The sequence below is a fragment of the Pyxidicoccus caerfyrddinensis genome (assembly GCF_010894405.1).
Classification (GTDB): domain Bacteria; phylum Myxococcota; class Myxococcia; order Myxococcales; family Myxococcaceae; genus Myxococcus; species Myxococcus caerfyrddinensis.
The window spans coordinates 567,938-588,067 of record NZ_JAAIYA010000001.1 but is presented as its reverse complement, the minus strand read 5'-3'; the positions used below and the strand labels follow the sequence as shown (position 1 = coordinate 588,067).

At 67.4% G+C, this 20,130-nt stretch carries 21 protein-coding genes; 11 read left to right on the top strand and 10 right to left on the bottom strand.

What is annotated here, in order from left to right; translation table 11 throughout:
- Window positions 1-2: 2 nt before the first annotated feature.
- Window positions 3-1,622 (top strand): LVIVD repeat-containing protein, encoded by a 1,620-nt coding sequence (locus G4D86_RS02180; RefSeq protein WP_163988842.1) that lies wholly within the window; start codon window positions 3-5, stop codon window positions 1,620-1,622.
- Window positions 1,623-1,639: 17 nt separating this feature from the next.
- Here G4D86_RS02180 and G4D86_RS02175 read toward each other — a convergent pair whose 3' ends face one another.
- Complete coding sequence (locus G4D86_RS02175) at window positions 1,640-2,017, bottom strand: DUF1304 domain-containing protein (RefSeq protein ID WP_163988840.1); 378 nt, start codon at window positions 2,015-2,017, stop codon at window positions 1,640-1,642.
- 92 nt (window positions 2,018-2,109) lie between these two features.
- Here G4D86_RS02175 and G4D86_RS02170 point away from each other — a divergent pair, with 92 nt between their 5' ends.
- The 3 genes from G4D86_RS02170 to G4D86_RS02160 all read left to right on the top strand — a co-directional run bounded on the left by G4D86_RS02170 (window position 2,110) and on the right by G4D86_RS02160 (window position 5,067).
- On the top strand, window positions 2,110-2,703 hold the full coding sequence (locus G4D86_RS02170; protein ID WP_163988838.1) for a TetR/AcrR family transcriptional regulator: 594 nt from the start codon (window positions 2,110-2,112) through the stop codon (window positions 2,701-2,703).
- 285 nt (window positions 2,704-2,988) lie between these two features.
- The gene (locus tag G4D86_RS02165; RefSeq protein ID WP_163988836.1) at window positions 2,989-3,396 is read left to right on the top strand and encodes a hypothetical protein; all 408 of its coding nucleotides are present in this window, start codon (window positions 2,989-2,991) and stop codon (window positions 3,394-3,396) included.
- A 240-nt stretch (window positions 3,397-3,636) separates the two neighbouring features.
- Window positions 3,637-5,067 carry a serine hydrolase domain-containing protein gene (locus G4D86_RS02160; RefSeq protein WP_163988834.1) on the top strand — a complete coding sequence of 477 codons (1,431 nt, stop codon included), beginning with the start codon at window positions 3,637-3,639 and terminating at the stop codon, window positions 5,065-5,067.
- Between the two features lie 109 nt (window positions 5,068-5,176).
- On the opposite strand, the gene G4D86_RS02155 is transcribed toward G4D86_RS02160, so the two are convergent.
- Window positions 5,177-8,419, bottom strand: coding sequence for a carboxypeptidase-like regulatory domain-containing protein (locus G4D86_RS02155; protein WP_163988832.1), 3,243 nt, complete (start codon window positions 8,417-8,419; stop codon window positions 5,177-5,179).
- Window positions 8,420-8,578: 159 nt separating this feature from the next.
- On the opposite strand from G4D86_RS02155, the gene G4D86_RS02150 reads away from it, so the two are divergent.
- The 3 genes from G4D86_RS02150 to G4D86_RS02140 all read left to right on the top strand — a co-directional run bounded on the left by G4D86_RS02150 (window position 8,579) and on the right by G4D86_RS02140 (window position 10,034).
- On the top strand, window positions 8,579-8,977 hold the full coding sequence (locus G4D86_RS02150) for a hypothetical protein (RefSeq protein ID WP_163988830.1): 399 nt from the start codon (window positions 8,579-8,581) through the stop codon (window positions 8,975-8,977).
- Between the two features lie 66 nt (window positions 8,978-9,043).
- Complete coding sequence (locus tag G4D86_RS02145) at window positions 9,044-9,556, top strand: hypothetical protein (RefSeq protein ID WP_163988827.1); 513 nt, start codon at window positions 9,044-9,046, stop codon at window positions 9,554-9,556.
- A gap of 52 nt (window positions 9,557-9,608) precedes the next feature.
- Window positions 9,609-10,034 carry a hypothetical protein gene (locus G4D86_RS02140; protein WP_163988825.1) on the top strand — a complete coding sequence of 142 codons (426 nt, stop codon included), beginning with the start codon at window positions 9,609-9,611 and terminating at the stop codon, window positions 10,032-10,034.
- A gap of 192 nt (window positions 10,035-10,226) precedes the next feature.
- Here the strand turns inward: G4D86_RS02140 and G4D86_RS02135 are convergent, their stop codons facing one another.
- Genes G4D86_RS02135 through G4D86_RS02125 form a run of 3 tightly spaced genes read right to left on the bottom strand, consistent with a single transcriptional unit; the run spans window position 10,227 to window position 11,654 of the window.
- Entirely contained in the window at window positions 10,227-10,667 is a 441-nt protein-coding gene (locus tag G4D86_RS02135; protein WP_163988823.1) for a hypothetical protein, read from the bottom strand.
- Window positions 10,668-10,683: 16 nt separating this feature from the next.
- Window positions 10,684-11,208 (bottom strand): hypothetical protein, encoded by a 525-nt coding sequence (locus tag G4D86_RS02130; RefSeq protein ID WP_163988821.1) that lies wholly within the window; start codon window positions 11,206-11,208, stop codon window positions 10,684-10,686.
- Window positions 11,205-11,654: a hypothetical protein gene (locus tag G4D86_RS02125; protein ID WP_163988819.1), complete on the bottom strand. Its 450-nt coding sequence runs from the start codon at window positions 11,652-11,654 to the stop codon at window positions 11,205-11,207. Before G4D86_RS02125 ends, G4D86_RS02130 begins: the two co-directional genes overlap by 4 nt.
- A 161-nt stretch (window positions 11,655-11,815) precedes the next feature.
- Between G4D86_RS02125 and G4D86_RS02120 the strand changes: the two genes are divergently transcribed.
- Window positions 11,816-12,244: a 2TM domain-containing protein gene (locus G4D86_RS02120; protein WP_163988816.1), complete on the top strand. Its 429-nt coding sequence runs from the start codon at window positions 11,816-11,818 to the stop codon at window positions 12,242-12,244.
- A gap of 243 nt (window positions 12,245-12,487) precedes the next feature.
- On the opposite strand, the gene G4D86_RS02115 is transcribed toward G4D86_RS02120, so the two are convergent.
- On the bottom strand, window positions 12,488-13,270 hold the full coding sequence (locus G4D86_RS02115; RefSeq protein ID WP_163988814.1) for a helix-turn-helix domain-containing protein: 783 nt from the start codon (window positions 13,268-13,270) through the stop codon (window positions 12,488-12,490).
- Window positions 13,271-13,437: 167 nt separating this feature from the next.
- Between G4D86_RS02115 and G4D86_RS02110 the strand changes: the two genes are divergently transcribed.
- Window positions 13,438-14,373: an aldo/keto reductase gene (locus G4D86_RS02110; protein ID WP_240359991.1), complete on the top strand. Its 936-nt coding sequence runs from the start codon at window positions 13,438-13,440 to the stop codon at window positions 14,371-14,373.
- Between the two features lie 173 nt (window positions 14,374-14,546).
- Here G4D86_RS02110 and G4D86_RS52050 read toward each other — a convergent pair whose 3' ends face one another.
- Both G4D86_RS52050 and G4D86_RS02100 read right to left on the bottom strand, forming a co-directional pair.
- Window positions 14,547-15,062 (bottom strand): hypothetical protein, encoded by a 516-nt coding sequence (locus G4D86_RS52050; protein ID WP_205519430.1) that lies wholly within the window; start codon window positions 15,060-15,062, stop codon window positions 14,547-14,549.
- 356 nt (window positions 15,063-15,418) lie between these two features.
- Window positions 15,419-16,327, bottom strand: a complete 909-nt coding sequence (locus tag G4D86_RS02100) for a LysR family transcriptional regulator (protein WP_163988810.1) — start codon at window positions 16,325-16,327, stop codon at window positions 15,419-15,421.
- 119 nt (window positions 16,328-16,446) lie between these two features.
- Between G4D86_RS02100 and G4D86_RS02095 the strand changes: the two genes are divergently transcribed.
- Window positions 16,447-16,851 (top strand): RidA family protein, encoded by a 405-nt coding sequence (locus G4D86_RS02095; protein ID WP_163988808.1) that lies wholly within the window; start codon window positions 16,447-16,449, stop codon window positions 16,849-16,851.
- Window positions 16,852-16,909: 58 nt separating this feature from the next.
- Here G4D86_RS02095 and G4D86_RS02090 read toward each other — a convergent pair whose 3' ends face one another.
- Both G4D86_RS02090 and G4D86_RS02085 read right to left on the bottom strand, forming a co-directional pair.
- On the bottom strand, window positions 16,910-17,758 hold the full coding sequence (locus G4D86_RS02090) for a serine protease (RefSeq protein WP_163988806.1): 849 nt from the start codon (window positions 17,756-17,758) through the stop codon (window positions 16,910-16,912).
- Between the two features lie 185 nt (window positions 17,759-17,943).
- Entirely contained in the window at window positions 17,944-19,191 is a 1,248-nt protein-coding gene (locus tag G4D86_RS02085) for a hypothetical protein (RefSeq protein ID WP_163988804.1), read from the bottom strand.
- Between the two features lie 131 nt (window positions 19,192-19,322).
- On the opposite strand from G4D86_RS02085, the gene G4D86_RS02080 reads away from it, so the two are divergent.
- Window positions 19,323-20,117 (top strand): hypothetical protein, encoded by a 795-nt coding sequence (locus G4D86_RS02080; RefSeq protein WP_163988802.1) that lies wholly within the window; start codon window positions 19,323-19,325, stop codon window positions 20,115-20,117.
- Window positions 20,118-20,130: the final 13 nt, after the last annotated feature.

Below are 20,130 nucleotides of genomic sequence, written 5' to 3'. Positions count from 1 at the left end.
CCATGTCTGTCCGTGCCGCGCGACTGCTGTTCGCGCTCGCCTGTGCCGCGTCGCTGTCCTCCTGCTCGAATGACTCGACGGAGGTGCCGCCGCCGCAACCCGACCCGGACACCGTCACCTACGACGGCCCCTGGACGCCGCTGCGGGAGGACGGCGAGTGGGTGGACCCCGGCGCCCTCGCCGAGTGCTCCGTGTCCGCCAGCAGCGGCGCCGAGTGCGGCTCCGAGCCCACCTTCGACCTGTCGCGCTGTGACAGCGCCTCGCTCGCGGGGCTGGAGCGCGCGGGCGCCATCTACCGCGCGGAGCTTCGCTACGAGGTCCCCAACAACACGGGCGGCGTGGACATCGCCCCGGGCAGCGGCGGCTTCCAATTCGACGCGGCCGGGCAGCCCCTGCGCGTCGTGGGGCAGCCGGCCTCCTTGTCCCGCGTGGACACCGGGACGTTCATCGTGTCGTCCCAGCAGCAGCGCGGCAGCACGACGGTGGACCGCTTCACCTTCGCCGGCTGCAAGGCGACGGGGCCGCGCACGCTCACCGGCTGCCTGTCGTGGTGCCGCAATGGCCAGCTGCGCTACCGCGCCACCTTCCGCGCCGAGCGCATGACGTGGCGCGAGGGCGAGTCCGAGTCCTCCGGCCTCCAGCGCATCTCCGAGTCCCGCGTGGACCGCGGCCTCCCCGTCGACGTGTACGTCACCAAGGGCCATGCCTACGTCGTCTCCGTTCCCACCCAGACACAGCCCGGCGGCCTCACCGTCTTCGACGTGAGCGACGCGCGCAATCCCGTGCAGCTCGCGTCCCTGGACCGGCCCAATGACTCCTACTGGAATGGCGTCTGGGCGAAGGACAACGCGCTCTACATCGCCAGCGGCGCCTCGGGCGTGCTCGTCTACGACATCACCGACCCGGCCCGGCCCGCCTTCGTGCGCAGGGCCAACGTGCCCGGCATCACCGGCACCCTCAACGTGCACACCGTGTTCGTGGAGGGGAGCCGGCTGTACGCCATGGCGCCCTCGACTCGCGAGACGCTCATCTTCGACCTCGCCAATCCGCTCGAGCCGCAGCTGGTCATGCGCTACGCCTATCCCAACGGGACGGGCTACCCGCATGACGCCTTCGCGTACGGCGGCCGGCTCTACATCAACCACACCGAGAACGGCTTCCTCGCCGTGGACGTCACGGGCACGACGCCGACGCTGCTGGGCCGGTACACCTACGGGTACTCGTACAGCCACGCCAACGCGGTGGGCACTTTCAATGGCCGCACCGTCGCGTTCGAGGGCGGCGAGACGCTCGGCGCGCACCTGCGCGTGCTGGACGTCACCCACCCCGCGGGCATCGCCAAGGTGGGCGAGTACAAGCTGCGCGGCCTCACCTCCATCCACAACATGGTGCTCGTGGGCACGCGCCTGTACGTCGCGTACTACCACGAGGGCGTGCGCGTGCTCGACGTGGCGGACCCCACACGGCCCCGCGAGGTGGCGTACTTCAACACCTTCCGCGAGTCTGACCCGGGCCGCGCGGATGGCATGTACGACGGAGCGATTGGAATGCGCGTGCCCGGTGATGGACATATCTACGTGGTGGACACGTCGCGCGGACTGCTCCTCTTCGATGAGCCGTAGACAGCCGTCGCCCGGCCCTAAAAGGCGATGAGCAGGAGCGCCAGCAGCGGCAGGGCGCCCTGGACGAGGCTCGCGGTGAAGAAGCGGCGATTGGACGCCACCAGCACCAGGGCCGCCAGCACCATGCACGCGCAGCCGAAGACGACGGCCGCCACTCCCGAGGTGACTGCTCCGGTGTACGTGAGCGCCACGCCCACGAAGACGCCCAGCGCGAGGAACAGGTTGTAGAAGCCCTGGTTGAGCGCCATCGGCCGCATCACGTCCGCGTCCGCCTGCGACTTCAGCCCGAAGCGCCGCCACACCTTCGGCTGCGAGAAGACGATGCTCTCCATCACGAAGAACAGCACATGGATGGCGGCGGCGATGAGCGCGAAGACCTGGGCCAACAGCGACATGGTGACTCCCCTCCCGAGTTGCGGCTATTCTGAACCAATCAGTTCCGAATCAATATTGGAACGTTCGGTTCAGAATTGTCAAGGAGGGTGACGTGGCTCGCACGCGTGAGTTCGACGAGACGGTGGCGGTGCGTGCGGCGCTGGGGGTGTTCTGGTCCCGTGGCTACGAGGCCACGTCGCTGGCGGACCTGGAGGCGGCGACGGGGCTGAGCCGCTCCAGCCTGTACCAGGCGTTCGAGAGCAAGCGGGGGTTGTTCTCACGGGCGATCGCGCTGTACCTGCGGGAGGTCATCACGCCCCGGCTGGGTGTCTTCTCCACGGGCGCGCCCGGGCTGGAGCAGGTGACGACCTACTTCGAAGCGCTCGCGACGACGATGGGGACCGCGCCGCCGGCCCTGACGCGGCGCGGGTGCCTGCTCGTCAACACCGCCACGGAGCTGGCGCCGCACGACGAGGCCGCGCACCAGGCCGTGGAGGACTACCGCACCCTGTTGCACGGACACCTGACGCGGGCGTTGGAGGGGGCCGCGCGGGCGGGGACGCTGCCTCGGAAGACGGTGGCCCGCCGCGTGGAGTTGCTGGTGGGCGCGGTGATTGGCGTGCTCGTCACGGCGCGGGTGGATCCGGCGGCGGCCGCCCGGTTGGCGAGGGCGACGGCGAGCGAAGCGGCGGGTTGGGCGGGGTAGGGCATCGCTGTGTCCGGGACTGGCGGCGCGCGAAGGTGCCACGCGCCGCCGTGCGTTGTTCGAGCACATGGAGGTGTTCTACAAACCGGACCGGCCGACTTCGAGCGAGGGGCCCACAAGGGACCTGCTCTTCTTTACCAGGGGACGCAATTGCCATTCCGATTCATCGTCGTGTGCGCAGTACTGAGCTTGACGGGCTGTGTCACGCTAATGCCTTTCACCCCGTTCCTGGCAGGCGGCCACTCGGTTGAGATGCAGCCGTTCAACAAGGAAGCCAGCGCCCACGTGCGAAAGATTGCCATCGTGACGGCGAACTCGCCGCATCTGTACCGCGTGGACATCTTGAGCCGTGAGAACATCTTGAGGCATACGAACAATGACCTCCCCTATGGGGCGCTGACGGCGAAGACCAACGACTCCCCCAAGTCCGCCGAGTTCACTGCGCTGCAAGGGGCGTATCCGCGCCAGCTCGGTTCGGACCTGACCCAGGCCATCAGCCAGGCACTGACGGCGAATGGTGCCTTCGAGGTCGTGCAGGCACCGCCCTACGCCCCCGAGCAGCCGCGCACCGCCTTCCTGACGTACTACCCGAGCATCGAGTGCGACGCCTTCCTCGATGTGGCGATCGGGTACGCGGGCTATGCGGCGGCGGACATCCTCGACGCGGTTACTGGATTCCCGCACCTTCGCTGACGGCCCGCGGACCAGGGCCCGTTCGCCGCAGCGGAGGGCCCGTTCGCTGCACGGAGCTGCTGGCTGGCTGAACGGGCCGCACGGGCCGCTGGCGGACAGGCACAGTGCCTCGCAGCACCCACAACGGAGGCCCCCATCAAGAAGCAGATCGTCTCGTCCCTGAGCGTCATCGGCCTGGTGACCCTTCCCGGGCTGGCCCACATCGGCTCGTCACTGGCCGCTCGCCCGACCAGACCCCGAATGCCTGGAACGCTCTTTTCCATTGCATTGCTTTTCATCGCCGCCTCACCCGCTCTCGGGCAACCGAACGGTGCGGACGTCAGCGGGGAGATCGACCGGATATTCTCCAACTACAACGCCTCGACGCCCGGGGTCGCGGTGGCGGTCGTCAAAGACGGGAAAATGGTCTTCAAGAAAGGCTACGGAACGGCCAATCTCGAGCTCGACGTGCCGATCACCACGACGACGGTGTTTCAGATCGCCTCGGTTTCAAAGCAGTTCACCGCTTTCGCGATCTACCTTTTGGAGAAGCAAGGCAAGGTCTCGCTCGAAGATGACGTCAGGAAATACATTCCGGAACTACCGGCCTACGGCAAAACGGTCAGGATAAAACACCTGCTCGCACACACGAGCGGCGTCAAAGACCAATCCGCGGTGATGAGCCTGGCCGGATGGCAGTCCGCCGACGCCACCACGACGGAGCAGGTCCTCAGGATGTTGAGCCGGCAAAAGGAGTTGAACTTCGAGCCCGGCAGCCAGTACCTCTACAGCAATTCCGGCTACACGCTGCTGGCGGAAATTGTCAGGCGAACGAGCGGGCAGTCGTTCGCCGCGTACACGAAGAAGAACATCTTCGAACCGCTCGGGATGAGCGATACGCAGTTCTACGACGACTACGAAAAGCTCGTCCGGAATCGAGCGGACTCTTACGAATTGGTCAGCGGCACCTACAAGAAAATGCCCCTGACCAACTCGGTCGACGGCCCGTCAAATCTCTACACCACCGTGGAGGACATGGCGAAATGGGTGCTGAATTTCGAGAAACCGGTCGTCGGCGATGCCGAGTTGATACGCAGGTTCGACGAACCGTCGCTGCTCGACAACGGCGAGCGGGTCGTTTTCGCGGTCTCCGACGGTAAACCAGGCTACCACGCGAAAGGGCAGATCCTCTGGAACGAGAGGGGCGTCAAGCGTTACAGCCACGGCGGGCATGCGGCCGCGTTTCGATCTTTTCTCGGGCGCTTCCCTGAGCAGCGATTGAGCGTCATTGCGTTGAGCAACGACGAACATTACCTGAACGCGGACACCAGCATGAAGATCGCCGAAATGTATCTGAAAGATCTTCAGCCCGCACCCGCCCCGAACGCCGCGCCGGCTGCGAACAGGCCGACGGTCGCTCCGAATGCCAGCCTGCGGGATTTCGAAGGCAGGTTCTACAACGCCGAATTGGACACGGCGTACCGCGCGAAAGTCGCGAGCGGAAGATTGCTCCTCTCCCACCTCAGATACGGCGACATCGCCCTCAGCGACGAGGGGAAGGACAAGTTCTCAGGCAGGATCGAATTCCCCGTCCAGATCGAATTCGTCCGAAGCTCAAACGGAATCGTCACCGGTTTCCGCATCTCGAACTGGGGAGCGAAGAACGTGAAGTTCGAGAAAGCAGCAAATTGATCGCGGCTCGGACTCAAACGCTCAGCGAACCGCGTGAGCTTGGGGCCAGGACAAGCAAAGCACGGGTGCGCGGGTAGCTCACCGCAGCGCGGCAGCTACGCCGAGGGGCTCAGTCCGCGCTGACCTGTCGCCACACGGGAGTGAGCTCGCGCGACACCGTGCCTCCGGCGGGGATGTCCAGCTCCTCGGCGTGGACTTGCGTCCCGTTCTCCGAGCCACCCAGGAGGAGGACAGTGGCCCGGCCCTCGGGCACATGGAGGAAGGTGGCTTCGTCCGCTGACTTCACGGAAGGCAGGTCCAGGGCAATCAGGCGCAGCATCTCCGAGACCTTCCCTGGCGGAGGCACGCTGCCCCGATGCAGGAGGATGTTCCAGCCTTTGACGCCGGGCGCGCGCAGCTTCACCGTGGCACCGCCCTCGGCCTCTTGGAAGGTGAGAGGAAGCCGGCCGCTCACGGGCACCACCACGCGCTGGGGAAGGAAGCGGGCCCGGTCGTGGCTCCCGTCGTCCATGCTCGGCAGCTCCACGCTCACCGTGCACGGGCCGGGACTCAGTGCGCGCTGGACGAGCCGTCCTCCCCTGGCGGTGCCGCTCACGGAGCCGCTGACGTCACAGTTGAACCCGACGCTCGCCTCGAGGAGCTGGCCCTTCCGGTCCGTCACCGTCACCTCCACGGCGGCGCCCTGGGTCAGCAGCACCGTCAGCGTCTCCGTTCCCGGGGCCACGGTGAGCTCCCGCCGCAGATAGCGGCGCTCAGCGACGACATGAAGGGTGAAGGGGTGCGAGGTGTCCACGGGGGACAGCTCGAAGAGCCCCTCCGCGTCCGTCATGTCAGAGGCCCCCAGGAAGCGCTCCGTCGAGCCATTGCCGGGCCGGGTGGTGCTGTAGACGTGGGCTTCTTCCACCGGGGCCCGCGTCTCCGCGTCGAGCACCCGGCCTCGGACCGTGCGCGCCGCCGGCATCCGGACGCTGCCCAGGTCCAGGTCCACTCCCGCCGCGCGCGGCTCCACCTCGAGCATCATCGGAGGCAGCCCCGCCGCATAGAAGGAAAGCCGTGTGGGCCCCTCTGACTTCAGGGGCAGGGTGAAGGCGCCCGTGGGGTCCTCCCTGAGCTGGTCGTTCAAGTAGAAGCGGCGGAGGGGCGCTTCATCGGGGCCGACGAGCCGGCCGGAGACGTGGGCGCGTCGCTCCATCACCAGGCGCACCTGGAGCGTGTCGGGGCCGACGCGGAGCCATGGCGCCACCTTGGACAGCAGCGGGTCCACGCCCTCCACGGGCCGGCCCCCCACCGAGCTCCCGGCGGAGAAGGTGTAGCCGTCCTTCGACGCGGCCACGTTGTACTCGGGCTCCGCCAGGTGCCACACGGTGAAGCGGCCGTGCGGGCCGCTGAGGATGCCCCGGGGTGGTCCGTCTATCCGCCTGCGGCCCTCCCGCTTCCATGGTGGCACTCCCTCCTCGGGAGGATGGATTCGGATGAGGGCTCCGTCGACGGGCTGGCCCGAGCCGTCCACCACGACACCGGACAGGCTGCGCTCCGGCGCCAGTCGCAGCTCCACCTCCGCCTGCTCGCCGTCGCTCAGCGCCACCTCACGCCAGGGCCTGCGCATGAAGCCCTGGTCCTCCATCGCCGCCTGCAGCACGTAGCGGCCGGGCTTCACGCCCCGGAGCTGGAAGCGGCCCTGCGCGTCGGTCCACGCGTCCCGGTTCACCTCCTCGTCCAGCTCGGGGGCCAGCAGCTCCACCAGGAAGTTCTCCAGTGGGAGGCCGTCCGCATCCACCACCCTCCCTTTCACGGAGGCACCGGAGCGCAGGGTGAGGTGGACGTCCTCGGACGGCGCGCGGACGGGGAAGGTGGCGTCGAGGTGGTCGGAGCCGCGGACGGCGACGACGAAGTCCCCGGGAGCCTCCGCGTCCAGGACGAAGCGGCCGTCCTCGTCCGTCGACGTCTCCAGCTGGCGCTCGTCGTCGTCCGACGTGGGGCGCATGAGGAACAGCTCGACTCCCCGCACGGGACGTCCCTCGGCGTCGGTGACGTTGCCGGTGATGGCGCTGGCACGGGCGAGGGTGAAGTCCAGGGGGCCCATGCCGGGAGCGAGCGTGCGTGTCAGCCTCTCCGGTGGGTCGACGTACCGGTCGGCCTGCAGCGCGAAGGCCCAGGTGCCGGGCTCCACGGGGCCCAGGCGGTAGCGCCCCTCCGTGTCCGTGACGGTCTCCAGTCCCATGGGGGAGTCCCCCTCCGGGTACAGCGCCACGCGAGCGCCAGCCACGGGCCGCCGTGCGTCGTCGGACACGCGGCCCTCGACGTGGAGGGCGCTGCCCAGCTCCAGGAGGACCTCGGGAGGCGACGCGCCGGGCTCCACACGGGCGAGCGCGTACCGTCCGTCGTGCGAGGCGGTGAGCGTGTACTCGTCGTCCGTGGGCAACATGAAGGTGAAGCGGCCCTCCGCGTCCGTGATGGCCAGGCGCCAGGCGGCACCAGGCAGGTCCACGCTGGGGCGCATGCGCACCTCCACGCCCGGCACGGGGGCCCGGCCGGAGACCACGCGGCCGGTGAGTGGACGCGGACGGTGGAGCGTCACCTCCTTCGCCTCGTCGGCCGGCACGAGCGCGGGGAGCCAGCCCTCGTGGGCGGCGAAGACGTAGAGGTCGCCATGCGGCAGCGGGCCGACGCGGAAGCGGCCGTCCGCGCCGGTGGTCGCGTCGAAGAAGCGGGTGTTGCGGGCGTCGAACACCGTCACCCGCACCTCGGCCAGGGGGATGCCTTCGCCACGGACGGTGCCCTCCACCACGCGGCCCCGGCCCATGATGAGCGTCACGCCCTCGGTGCCCGCGGGGATGCCGGAGCGCAGGTCCGCGCCGTGCTCGCTCAGCACCCAGAGCGACAGCGGGCCCGCGGGCAGTCCTTCGAGGACGAAGGTGCCGTCGTCGGCGGTCGTGGCCTCGGCGAGGATGGGGACCTCGCCCTCGCGCGCGGCGACGAGCTCCAGGACGAGGTCGTTCGCCAGCGGCATGCAGTCGGCGAGCTTCTGGCCCGGGGCGTCCTCGGAGTCCGAGGCGTCCCTGGGACAGGGCCGCTCCGACAGCGTCTGTCCGGGCTCCGGCCACGTGGCGGAGATGCGGGCGCCAGACACGGGAGCACCCAGGCGGTCCACCACGGTGCCGCGCAGGCGCGGGCCTTCACCCGTGCGCTGGGGGGACGGACGGTGGAGGGACGCGGAGCCCTGGGGATGGGCCGCCCGGGCCGGGGAGGGCGCATCGGACCGGGACTGCACGCCGCCGCGTAGCAGCCACAGGCCCAGGAGCGTGAGGGCTCCGAGGACGACGAGCCCGAGCACCCCATGACGCGTGCGCATCCAGCCCTCCAGACCTCGTGGCCCCAGATGCAACAGGATACCGCGAAGTCAGACCCTGTCCTTAGTCTCTGCGTCGAGCGAAGGACTTCACGTCACTTCTCTCAGCCAGGCATTCGGGCAGGAGCCCGGGTCCTGGCCATCTCCAGAAAAGGAACCCACATGAGTCATACCTCGAAGACCTGGGCGGCAGCCGTCTGTCTCGCGACACTGATGACCACCCCCGCGGCCCTGGCCGGTTTCCAGACGGAATCCGCGAACTGCTACAAGAACGCGGATGGCTCGGGGCGGTGCTACGGCAGCCTCCTTGGCTTCCGCAATCACTCCGGCGCCAACACCCAGGCATCCTTCACCCGGACCAGCACTTCCGCTCTGTATTTCAATGCGGCCCTCACGTCCGGCACGACGACGGAGTACTTCAGCTGCACGGCTGACGCGGTGACGGGCGCACAGTGGAGCAAGGCCATGAACCACCAGGGCTACTTCTCCATCTACTGGAACGCCTTGGGTGAATGCTATTCGCTGTTCCTGAACAACGGCAGTCAGTACTCCCACTTCTGAGCCGCCATGACCGCCCATGTCTTGCGTATGGGGTTCCTGGGCCTGACATCAGCCCTGGGCAGCGCGATGGCTTGCTGGCTCGCGATGAGCCAGGGGCAGCAGGCCCAGGACCTGCGCATGCAGCAACTCTCCACCGAGGTCGCCGCGCTGCGCCGGGTCGTCCAGGCCATGAATCACGTCCCCGACAGTCCTTCAGGGAGTCGCTCCGCGGGCATTCCTCCGTCCCTGGCCTCGGGCTCCGCACGGCCCACCGCTGAAGACCTGGATGCCATTGCCCAGCGGATGGCGACCCTGCTGAAGGAGTCCGGGGCGCTCGCCATGGGCTCACGCGAAGCGGCGCCTCCCGCCCCGCCCCCACCACTGTCCCCGGAGCAGCGCGAGTCGGTAGCCCGCGCGGGCTCGTTGGTGGAGCGGGTCGTCTCCAGCGGGCGCATGACGGCGGAGGATGTCCTCGAGATTCGACACGAGCTCTCCCAACTCCGCGGCCGCGCCGAGGCCGAGGAACTCCGACGCAGGCTCGTTGTCGCCATCAACCAGAACCGACTCATTCCTTCCGACCAGGCCGACGGGCTGCCGTAGCGCCTCACCCCAAAGTCCTGCTGTCGGAAGTCAACCCATCCAGGAGAAGACCATGACGAAGTACCTTTCCCTGAAGTCTCTTTCCCTGAAGTCGCTGTCCCCGGTGGTGGCGCTCGCCGCCCTCGGCATCGCTTCCGTCGCGAGCGCGGGCCTCCAGCTGAGGACCGTGTCCTGCGCCAAGAGCACGGATGGCTCGGGCCGCTGCTTTGGCAACTTCATCGGCTTCCGAGAGGACGCGGCGGCGACCTCCTCCGCCTCATTCCGTGATGACCTGGCCGGCAACCGTAGCTTCTATGCCCGGGCCACCGTGCCGGGCGCCACCACCGACACCGTCTACACCTGCATTCCAGACGCCACCGTCTCGTCTCTCTGGGAGCAGGCCCTGAGCTCCCGGGGCTTCTTCGACGTGCGATGGGACGCGAACGGCATCTGCACATACCTCAAGTTGACCAACGGCTCGCTCAACACGAACTACTGACGAAGCGCTCGTGCGGGGGCCCCACGCGCATGACAGCGATTGCGCCGCGTACTCGCTACAGCGCATAGGACGCATGGGGCCCCTGTTGAGGGGGGCTGGAGCAGAGGGGTGGAGGAGGGCCGTGGACGGGTTCCGCTGGGGCAGGGGGCTCATTTCCAGGACAGAGTCCCCCTCCACCTCATGCTCTCGACGTCAAAACCACTGGATTTCGACGCTGTCGCGATCGACGACGCGGATTTCCAGCTCCTCGCGGTGCCCTTCTTGCGTCGTCGCGACGATCCTGGTGATTCCGGGGGACGCGCCGACGAGACTCGCCATCACGGATTGTCCCTGGCGCCCAGCCTCCCGAATCGAGAGGACACTCGGGTCGAGAGAAGTCCACGTCACGTCGAGCGGCTTGTCGAGCCTTCGCTCGCCGACGAGGAAGTGGACGAAGACGAACGCGTCCTCACCCAGCCAGATGAGCGGATACCCGTGAAAGATGATCTTGCTCATCACGGGTGTTGGCTTCGGAGGCGTCATCAGCTTCGACGGCTTGATTCGCAGCGAGCGTTCGAACTCCTCCTCGGCGCGTTCGAACTCCGCGCGCTCGAGCGCGTCGTCCTCGTTCTGCTTCGAATCGTTCCCGGGCATATTGGCAAGTCTCCCGTCAACCGCCGAGCGCTGCAACCAGCCGGCGATAGGCCTCGATGCGCGCCCCCATGCGCGCGCTGCGGAACCGACCGGGCTGCGCACGGTAGAGCACGCGCCCCGCCTCGGAGGTGAACGCATCCTCGGGGACCGCGCCATCGCGGAAGAACTTCGCCACTTCCTCGAGGTCGCGAATCGCCCACGACAAATCCTCGCGGGCGGCGCCGCGCTTGCTGACGGGGATCGCCGCGGCATCCGCCGGCCAGCGCGCGGCGAGCTGGTCGGAGTGCAGCGCGAACTGGCCCGGGCAGATGAGCTGTGACGGCCGTGCACCGCCATAGGCGTCGAAGGGTGGTGTCTCGGCATCGAGCACGAACTCGAACGTGTGCACGTGCCCGCAGCGCGGACACGTGCCCGCATACCGCGCGACGAGCCCGTCCGCCGTCGAGTGCACGCCCTGGCTCGCCGCCGGGTTCTTCGCACCGCAGACACATGGGTGGAACTGCATGTACAGCAGGCACTCACGGCTCGATCGCGCGATCATGGTGGGACCACCCCGGGCTGCGCACGGAACACGGGCTGATCGCGCACGAGCGCATCGCGCAGCAGCGCGATCGCGTACTCGAGCACTCGGCTCGAGAGCCTCCCCTCGTGATCGAGGGTGACCGTGAACGTCGCGGAGAGCGTCGGCAGCACCCGCCACACCGGAAACCCGATCTCCGAGTTCACCCGTTCGACCGCGAGGGCGACCTCCGCGAGGTTCGCGGAGGAGACGTCGAGCGCCGCGATCGCGCTGAACCGCACCTGATCGACGAGCCAATCGACGTTGAGCGTGGAGTCAGAGAACTCTCCGATATCGAGCGAGATGGAGACGCGGTCCTGCCGCACTCGATGACGGACCTCTCGCGCGCGCAGGTAGCTTGCGAGCGCGCCAGGGTCCGCGATGTACAGCGCTGGGTGCGGCGGTAGCACTGGCAAGGGCCTGTCCATGGACTCGTCCTTCGAAGCGCGTGGGATTCGAACTCAAGGAGCTCAAGCAGTCTACCTCCGACGAGCGCGCCGCATGGCGCCCCATCTGGCGCAAGGTGCGAGGAGGGTGCGGCGGCCGCATCTCGACGCGGGCCCGGGTGACGCACTAACGTCTCCGGGTCATGACGGATACACGACCCAAGGCGCCTCCCACGCACTTCACCGAGGCGGAGGCCTCGGACATCATCCGCGAGGCGAGCGCGCACGCCCTCAGGAGCCAGTCTCGCGAGCGGACCCTGACGCGCGAGGAGGTGCTCTCCATGGCGCGCGAGATGGGCCTGAGCGAGGCGTCGGTGGAGGTCGCGCTGGCGGCCCGTGGCCAGAAGGACGAGGACCGCCAGAAGCTGCGCAAGGAATTGCTGGGGCTGGCGGCGCACGGCTGCAGCTACACCATCGTCATGGGCGGGCTCACCCTCATCAACATCTTCGCGGGGGCCGAGTGGTGGGTGCACTGGCCCGCGCTGGGTTGGGGCATTGGCCTGGCGTTCCACACCATGGGCGTGACGATGGGCATGGCCAAACGCGCGCTGAAGGTGACGGACGAGGATTAGCTCGCGCGAACAGCCGTCGGCTTCACCGGAATCGGTGCTCGGCTTGCCCCGGAACACACAAGAAGCGCGGTTGATGCGCCCTGATTCCTTTGCACATGGTCCCGAGAGCAGTTTCGCACATTGACCGGCAGGACCCATGCTCTCACTTCTTGTTGATTGGGAATGCCGTTGAGGACGCAGTGGCACCGCATCCCAGGGCCCCTCTTCTTTCCAACACATGCTCTCACGGACGGCTGGAGCCCGTCACGACGGAGCACGGCGAACACTTCGAGATTTCCCGTAGCGCGCTGGCGTCGTTCCGACGAGCCGCCTGAAATGGTGCGTCAGCTGCGCTTGATCGTAGAAGCCAACTTGGGGCGCCACATCGGACGCCCGCACGCCGCGATGGAGCAACTCCTTCGCCCGTGCGACGCGGAGATGCGTCAGATAGGTATGCGGCGGCATTCCAATCTGCGTACGAAAAGCGCGGCACAGGTGGAACTTGTCAAGGTCTGAGTAGTCCGCGAGGTCGTCGAGCGTGATCGAGTCGCCGAGTCGCCCGCGGATGTATTCCATCGCGCGTCGGACGGGACGCGAATAGTCAGGGTGCGCGTTGCTGATGACCGCAAGCGCACTCACAGCTTCCGCGACGGCCACCTCGAGCGAGAGGCGGTCAACCCCTGCGCACGCGGCATTGATGAGGCGGTGAAACGGCGCGGCGCGCTGGTCGTTGGCTTCGAGCTGCGCGATTGCCACCACCTTGCCTTCGCCCTGGACCTGAGCGACTTCGTGCGTTGGGAGCGTGACGGCCGTGAACGTCGTCGGTCCGCGGTGGGCGAGATGGCGAACCACGTCGCCAGGCTGCTTGACCAGGATGCATCCGGGCGCGGAGCGCCAGACCCTGCCGCTGCCCCACCACTCGGTATCGCCGTGCTCGATGCGCCCGACGCCATAACGGTCCTTCACCCCTGTATGCAGCGATGTGGTCGTCCCGCGCACCACGTGGAGACCCGGCAGCGAGACGGGAAGCTCGGTGAAGCGATCCATCCTCTCAGGATAGTGCCTCGAGCGCGTCGGCGCTTGTCGATTCTTGGCGGAAGAATTACGCCAAGAATCGACAAGTGCATGCGGTCGCCCAACCGTAGAACGGGTCCATGCACGATAAACAAACCGACTCCAACTCGACGTCAGCAGCCGCGGCTCGGACCGCACCCATGAGAATCGCACTCGGCTGCATGGGGCTGTCCGGCGCCTACGGCAAGACGGACGACGCGCAGAGCACCGCCATCATTCACGCCGCGATCGAGCGCGGCGTGACATTTCTCGATACCGGCGACTTCTACGGCTCGGGTCATAACGAGCTCCTCATCGGCAAGGCAATCGCCGGCCGCCGTGACCAGGTCCAGCTCTCGGTCAAGTTCGGCGCGCTACGCGGCGCCGACAAAAGCTGGGGTGGCATCGACGCGCGACCCGCAGCGGTGAAGACCTTCCTCGCGTACTCGCTGGTTCGGCTCGGCACGGAATACGTCGACGTGTATCGCCCGGCGCGCTTGGACCCGTCGGTGCCGATCGAAGACACGATCGGCGCGATTGCCGACCTGGTGAAAGCCGGCTACGTGCGATCGATCGGGCTGTCCGAAGTCGGCCCCGAGACGATCCGGCGCGCGGCGAAGGTCCATCCGATCGCCGATCTCCAGATCGAGTACTCGATCGCGAGTCGTGATCCGGAGGACGCGATTTTTCCAGTGCTCGCGGAGCTCGGCATCGGCGCGACGCTGTACGGCGTGTTGTCGCGCGGGCTGCTCTCGGCCAGCCAGATCGGCGCCGACGACGCGCGTGCCCACATGCCGCGGTTCACCGGGGCGAATCGCGAAGCGAACGCCAAGATCGTCGCCGGTCTCCAGGGCCTCGCGAAGCGTTGGGGTACCACGCCGAGTCAGCTCGCGATCGGTTGGGTACTCGGCAAGCAGCCGAGGTTCGTGCCGACGCTCGGCATGCGCACGATCCAGCAACTTGACGAAGCGCTCACTGCGAAGCCGTTGACCGCGGAGCAACTTGCCGAGGTCGAGGCGATCGCGCCGCGCGGTGCGATCGCGGGCACCCGCTACCCAGCCGCGCAAATGACCGTGCTCGATAGCGAGAAGCGCTAACCGTTCCAGCTCGACTCGTCCTGAGGGGCTCCTACCCGGTAGGCCGCCCCACATGAGGGCAATCCCGACCCGACACTGCAGGCTGGCAGAAGGCGCGTCCGGCGGAAACGCGAGGGGCGGAGGCGCTGAGGTGCCTTCCGCCCCTCTTGCTTCAAGGCGTACTCGTCACACGCTCAGGGACGCCGCTCGATGTGGAGCGGGCCCTGGAACGCGGGCGGCGGGGTCAGCTCCTGTCCGAGCGCGAGCGGAAAAGCCTCTGACTGGAACGGGGGACGCCCCTGAAATTCGTCGCACGTCCCATCCTCCCTCCACTTGGAGCGGAACTCCCTGACGGAGGACGCGGCGTCATCCGTGCGCACCCGGTACTTCCCGAGCACGGGGAACGGCACGCGCGGAGCCAGCAGGAACGTCATGTACGCCTGGCCCGAGCAGTCACCGGTCTCGAAGTAGATGTTGAACGCCATGTCGGTGAGGCTGGTGGAATGGCCCTCGACGGTGGCTTCGTGGGTGAACTGGCCCGTCTCGCGGTCGACCCTCCAGGTGTAGCCCTGTGCATCGATGAGATACGGCGCGCAGACGGGCGCGACCACCCGCCCCGCCGCATCGACATAGAACAGGTCGTTGCACTTGCCCGGCTCGCCGGGAACTCCCTGTAGGCCCGCCGGGCCGGGCTCTCCAGGAGCGCCCACCGGGCCGCGCTCGCCCTGCGGGCCTGGGGGGGCCCTCCTTTGCGGCGTCGCACCCCACCAGCGACAACAACGCTACGCACACGCTTCCACGCATCATGATGGTTCCACGCATGCTCGGGTCTCGAGACCACCTTCATTCGTTTGACTCACGGCGCCCGTGGCTCGCCCAGGTGGGGACGAGAACGGAGGCGCCGTGCCGGCCGCGGCGCCGCGACTGCAAGCGCCGTGCTCCGCCCGGCTGCTCTCTCGAGGCCGGGGTCCTGCCGTGAAGGCGTGAGGCTCCGTGCGCGCCGCGCGGTGCACACCGTGCAACGCGCTGCTCGACTCGCGCAGCTACAGTTGGGCGACAGTTGGCATCAGGTCGACTTCGCGCTCCATTGCTCGACCATCAGGTCGATGAAGCGCCGCACCTTTGCCGGCAGGTGACGTTTGCTCGGGTAGATCGCCATGATCGGGACGTACTCCGTCTCGCAAGACGGCAGCAGCGCCTTGAGCCGCCCACTCGCCAGGTCTTCGTCGATCAGAAAGCCGGGAAGATAGGCGATGCCCAGTCCCGCGACGGCCGCGTCCCGGATCGCCTCGCCACTGTCGAGACGAAGGCGGCTTCGTCCCTCCACCTCCACCGAGGAGCCGCCCTTCTGGCGCAGAAGCCAGTGCTGTCGTCGCGTCTGGCTACTGAATATCAGACAATCATGCACTGCGAGTTCCTCCAGCGTGTCGGGTTCGCCGCGCGCCTCGAGGTAGGAGGGCGCGGCGCAGACGATCACCCGGTGTTGAGCCACGATCCGGGAAACCAGGCGCGTATCGCTGTTGGATGACGCATTGATGCGCACCGCCAGGTCGTAACCCTCCTCGATGATATCCGCGACGCGATCGGTGAAGCTCACCTCCGCCTGCACCTGGGGCCAGGTCCGCAGATAGTCCCGCAGCAAGGGAAGGACATGCAGTCTGCCGAATGCGGCGGGCAGGGTGAGCCGCAAAACTCCCCGGGGGGTGCCCGTGCGCTGGCCGACGCTGGCTTCCGCTTTGTCCAGGGCCGCCAGGACTTCCAGGCAATGCTCATGAAAGACACGGCCATCGTCGGTGAGACTCAGGTGGCGCGTCGTGCGATTGAGCAGGCGCACCCCGAGGCGGGATTCCAACCGGGCCAATGCCTTGCCAGCCGCCGAGCGCGTCAGGCCGAGGGCCCGGCCGCCGGCCACGAAGCTGCCCGCGTCCACGACGGACATGAAGGCGAAGATCTCATCCAGATGGGCGCGTTTCATCGATGGCTTTCCACTGTAGCTCCCGCGTCGCCGGAGAGGGGAACGCCGTTCGTCAATGGGCTCGGTATACGAGTTCGGGAATCACCCCTTCACCCGATACTTCCAACTGGAGCTCACCCATGCCCGTAACCCTGATCAACCCCGACGGAATCCTGAAGACCGACGTGTACCGACAGGTGGCGATTGCCACCGGCACCCGGCAGGTGCACATCGCAGGGCAGGTTGCGTATGACGCGGATGGTCAGCTCGTCGCGCGGGGTGACCTGGCTGGACAGGTGGCGCAGGCCTACCGCAACGTCGCCATCGCCCTTGCGGCTGCCGGGGCGACGTTCAGCGACGTCGTCCGACTGACATTCTATGTGGTCGACTGGAAGCGCGAGAGGATGTCCGACTTCCTTGCCGGCATCGAGCAGGTCGCCGCGGAGTTGCAGATCGTGCCGGCGCCGGCATCGCTGATCGGGGTCTCTATGCTCTACGAGCCGGGCGTTCTCGTCGAGATCGAAGCCACCGCGGTCGTGGACTGAGGCGTCGTGCACTGGATTCGCGAGTTCGCGGGCGCCCTGGCGAGGCTTGTTCGGGTTGCTACTTCGACGTACTGCTCAGGATGCGAATCTGATTCTTGATCCAAGGGATATAGCTGGAGACCCGGGCATAGACGCCGGGCAGGCCTGGCCTCGCACAGCCAACGCCAAAGCTCACGACTCCCTGGAGCACGGGTTTTTTGTCCGCTCCGCGAACGAAGAGCGGCCCCCCGCTGTCGCCCTGACAAGCGTCCTTGCCCCCCTGCTCATACCCAGCCCCGATCATCGCATGAGCGTTGATCCTGATCCCCTGAGGTCGGTAGGCCGCCGCCAGGTCTCGGCTCCCGACAATGGGGACCGACACCTGCATCAGGCGATTGGAACCATCAACTCCGCCCTCGCGCAGGAGGCCCCAGCCGGCCACGGTCGCGTCAGCACCGTCCGGGACGGTCTCCCCGGAGAGCGGGAGCGCAATGGGCTGGACCGTGGTGCTGAACTTGATGGGCTTGGCGAGCTTGATGATGGCGATGTCGTTCATCGTCGTGTCCGGGTCGTATGCCGGATGGTACTTCGTCGTCACTCCCTGGACGGTCTGGACACCCGCCCCTGGATTCCGGAGATCGTGAGCACCCGCGGAGGCCGTCAAACCCGACGTGCCGTCGTAGACGCAGTGCGCGGCCGTGACCACGATGTCGGACTCCTCTTTCGTGCCTGTCCGAATCAGCGAGCCTCCGCAGAAGTGGCTCCCGTACTGCTGCAAGCTGATGATCCAGGGGTGGCTCCCCGGTCGCGCCTCCACCCCTCCGACAATCTCCTGGCCGAGGCTCTCCACCGCATCGACACCCTCCACCTCCGAACCACCACAGCCCAGCAGCCCCACCGCGACAACGACTCCCAGCACGAAGCGCATCGACCCCTCGAAGTTCAAGTTCGATGCGCTTTGTGCAAACCGAAAGCCACACGCGCGCGTGGAACGCCGCGAGGGCGCCAGTGCACGGACCCCGCCTTGAAGCGAGCCGTTGACGTGTCAGGCCTCGTCCGGAGGGCCCACCTGACATGTCACGTCTCCTCGGCGAAGCCCTGGTGACGTTCACTTCATTTCGCTGGAGCGGGCGGCGGTGGTTTCGGAGGGACGACGGAGACCTCGCCGTTCTCCTGCTGGAGCGTGTGGGTGCTGCCGATGGCGAAGCGCTGGAACTCCTCCAGCGTCTCTGGCGAGTACGTGATGGGCGGCTGTCCTTCGCCCTGGAAGACCACGGTGTAGCTCGCGCCGCGCGTGTTCCGCTCCTGCTCGCCCTTGGGCAGCGCCTTGGCGGGGCGCAGCTCGGCGGCGGCGGGCCAGCGGGTCTCGAGCGTCTTCCCGCTCGCCTTCACGTCCCGGTCATGGCTCCAGGTCCACTCCTTCCACGCGAACCACGGTGCCTCGCGAGACACGCTTCGATAGCGCGGCTCCTTGCGTGAGCGGCGCTCTTCGACGTAGCGCGGCTCCTTGCGCGTCCTGGTCACCGAGCAATAGCGGGTGGTGCAGCGCTTCTCCCCACCGGTGCACGTGGTCTTGCACGTGGCGAAGCCATTCTTGTTGCTCTTGCAGTCCTCCTCGCACTTCCTGGGCGTGGTGGAGCAGTCCTCGCCGCAGGCTTCTTTGTCGCGGTAGGTCTCGGTGGTGTACCCGGACTGCTTGCGCTCCGTGAAGTAGACAGTCTCGTAGCCATCCGGCACCTGGTCGTCGTGGTGGTGGCGCTTCCCGAGGGCCTTCACCTGGAGGGCGTTCTTGGGTCGGTCCTCGGCGAAGCCCTCGTTCTCGACCTGGTGGTGGCGCTCGATGCTGACGGTGTGCTCCCAGGCGACCTCCTTGACCTGGAGCGTCCTCGTCCACCCGGAGCTGGCTTGTCCCTGCGCGGGTGGTGTCTGCGCGGGTTCCGTCTTCGACTTGCCCAGGTTCATCCACACGGGGCAGCAGCAGCCGAAGAACGCCACGATGAGGGCCAGGATGCTGCAGCCGCGTGGGGGTGTCTGGCCCGCCTTCTTCTTCTCGGTCGAAGCAGGGGGCTCGTCGGAACTGTTCGTGCCTCCCTGGGGCGAGGCGCCGCAGTTCTTGCAGCCGCCATCCAGGGCTCGCTGGTCGCTGTCGCAGTAGGCGCAGCGCCAGTTCGGGCCGGCGGTGGCCATTCGCAGGAGCGCCTCGTCCGTCACCGTTACCGCGGAGGCGGTGTCCTCGGGCATCTCGTACTGCTCGCTGCCGTCCTTGGCGTTCTTGCAGCCCTGACACACCATGTGACGGCCGAGGTTGCGGTGATGACAGCTCGTGCACCGCCAGAACATCTCAATGTGCCGCTCCGACATCTGTGCTTCCACCTCCGGGTCTCAGCCTGCGGGGCGGCCCCTATACCATGGGAGGGCTCGGTTCTGCCGCGTCGGCTTGACTTCGGAGCGGGTTGTGCGTTCCGGTCCACGCCATGAGCTCTGCCCCCCGGATGTCTGACTGGCCCTCATGGGCGAAGAACCTCCCGCCCGAGGAAGGCGAGCATGTGCTGGAGAGCGGTGGTCCGTGGTTCATGGCGTATTTCCTCGCGTTCATGGTGGCCCTGACGCTGCTTCCGACCGTGGTGTTTCCCCTGCTGGGCATCTGGTTCTTCTGGGGGCGGTCCGGGAAGTTCCTGCTCACCAGCCATCGCCTCATCTGGAGGCCGAACCTGGGCAAGGCGGTCATCGTTCCCCGCGAGGAGCTTCGGACCCTGGACGTCGACATCGGGCCTCGCTTGCGGAGCGTGAGCCTGGGCGGCGCGCGGAAGGTCTCGATGCCCCTGCTGTGGAAGTACAAGCAGCTCTGGGGCGGCCTGGCCTTGCTCCAGCGCTGGACGCCGCCCGCCTCGACGTCTTCAACCCCGGCACTGCGGGTGGTCTCGGCGTGGCTCGTGTCTGGCTTCCAGCTCCAGCCCGGCGCGGTGGTGATTCAGCCGGATGGCGTTCGGTTCTACCCGGCGGAGTCCACCGCGAACGTCGCCGCGGAGGCGGGCGCCGCGCTGACGGGGCTCGTGCTGGGGGTCACACGCCGGACCCACCGGGCCCGCTTTCCAGTGGAGGCCGCACTGTCGCTCATCGCCAGGACGGAAGCCGTCGAGCCCGAGCTCGACGCCCTGGGCCGCCTCCTGCGAGCCGAGCTATGGCAGGGGCCTCCCACCGCGCAGGGACCCACGGGTGCCGGACGCATGCGGATGACCTATCAGCAGGGCAACCGGAAGTTGACGTTCGTCATGCCCAAGGCCTGATAGGTTTCCGCGC

Excerpts from the sequence above, each read along its gene's own strand:
- G4D86_RS02180 (WP_163988842.1), top strand. The coding sequence starts at position 3 with ATGTCTGTCCGTGCCGCGCGACTGCTGTTCGCGCTCGCCTGTGCCGCG.
- G4D86_RS02175 (WP_163988840.1), bottom strand. The coding sequence starts at position 2,017 with ATGTCGCTGTTGGCCCAGGTCTTCGCGCTCATCGCCGCCGCCATCCAT.
- G4D86_RS02160 (WP_163988834.1), top strand. The coding sequence starts at position 3,637 with ATGCCTGGAACGCTCTTTTCCATTGCATTGCTTTTCATCGCCGCCTCA.
- G4D86_RS02155 (WP_163988832.1), bottom strand. The coding sequence starts at position 8,419 with ATGCGCACGCGTCATGGGGTGCTCGGGCTCGTCGTCCTCGGAGCCCTC.
- G4D86_RS02150 (WP_163988830.1), top strand. The coding sequence starts at position 8,579 with ATGAGTCATACCTCGAAGACCTGGGCGGCAGCCGTCTGTCTCGCGACA.
- G4D86_RS02145 (WP_163988827.1), top strand. The coding sequence starts at position 9,044 with ATGGCTTGCTGGCTCGCGATGAGCCAGGGGCAGCAGGCCCAGGACCTG.
- G4D86_RS02140 (WP_163988825.1), top strand. The coding sequence starts at position 9,609 with ATGACGAAGTACCTTTCCCTGAAGTCTCTTTCCCTGAAGTCGCTGTCC.
- G4D86_RS02135 (WP_163988823.1), bottom strand. The coding sequence starts at position 10,667 with ATGCCCGGGAACGATTCGAAGCAGAACGAGGACGACGCGCTCGAGCGC.
- G4D86_RS02130 (WP_163988821.1), bottom strand. The coding sequence starts at position 11,208 with ATGATCGCGCGATCGAGCCGTGAGTGCCTGCTGTACATGCAGTTCCAC.
- G4D86_RS02125 (WP_163988819.1), bottom strand. The coding sequence starts at position 11,654 with ATGGACAGGCCCTTGCCAGTGCTACCGCCGCACCCAGCGCTGTACATC.
- G4D86_RS02120 (WP_163988816.1), top strand. The coding sequence starts at position 11,816 with ATGACGGATACACGACCCAAGGCGCCTCCCACGCACTTCACCGAGGCG.
- G4D86_RS02115 (WP_163988814.1), bottom strand. The coding sequence starts at position 13,270 with ATGGATCGCTTCACCGAGCTTCCCGTCTCGCTGCCGGGTCTCCACGTG.
- G4D86_RS02110 (WP_240359991.1), top strand. The coding sequence starts at position 13,438 with ATGAGAATCGCACTCGGCTGCATGGGGCTGTCCGGCGCCTACGGCAAG.
- G4D86_RS02100 (WP_163988810.1), bottom strand. The coding sequence starts at position 16,327 with ATGAAACGCGCCCATCTGGATGAGATCTTCGCCTTCATGTCCGTCGTG.
- G4D86_RS02095 (WP_163988808.1), top strand. The coding sequence starts at position 16,447 with ATGCCCGTAACCCTGATCAACCCCGACGGAATCCTGAAGACCGACGTG.
- G4D86_RS02090 (WP_163988806.1), bottom strand. The coding sequence starts at position 17,758 with ATGCGCTTCGTGCTGGGAGTCGTTGTCGCGGTGGGGCTGCTGGGCTGT.
- G4D86_RS02085 (WP_163988804.1), bottom strand. The coding sequence starts at position 19,191 with ATGTCGGAGCGGCACATTGAGATGTTCTGGCGGTGCACGAGCTGTCAT.
- G4D86_RS02080 (WP_163988802.1), top strand. The coding sequence starts at position 19,323 with ATGTCTGACTGGCCCTCATGGGCGAAGAACCTCCCGCCCGAGGAAGGC.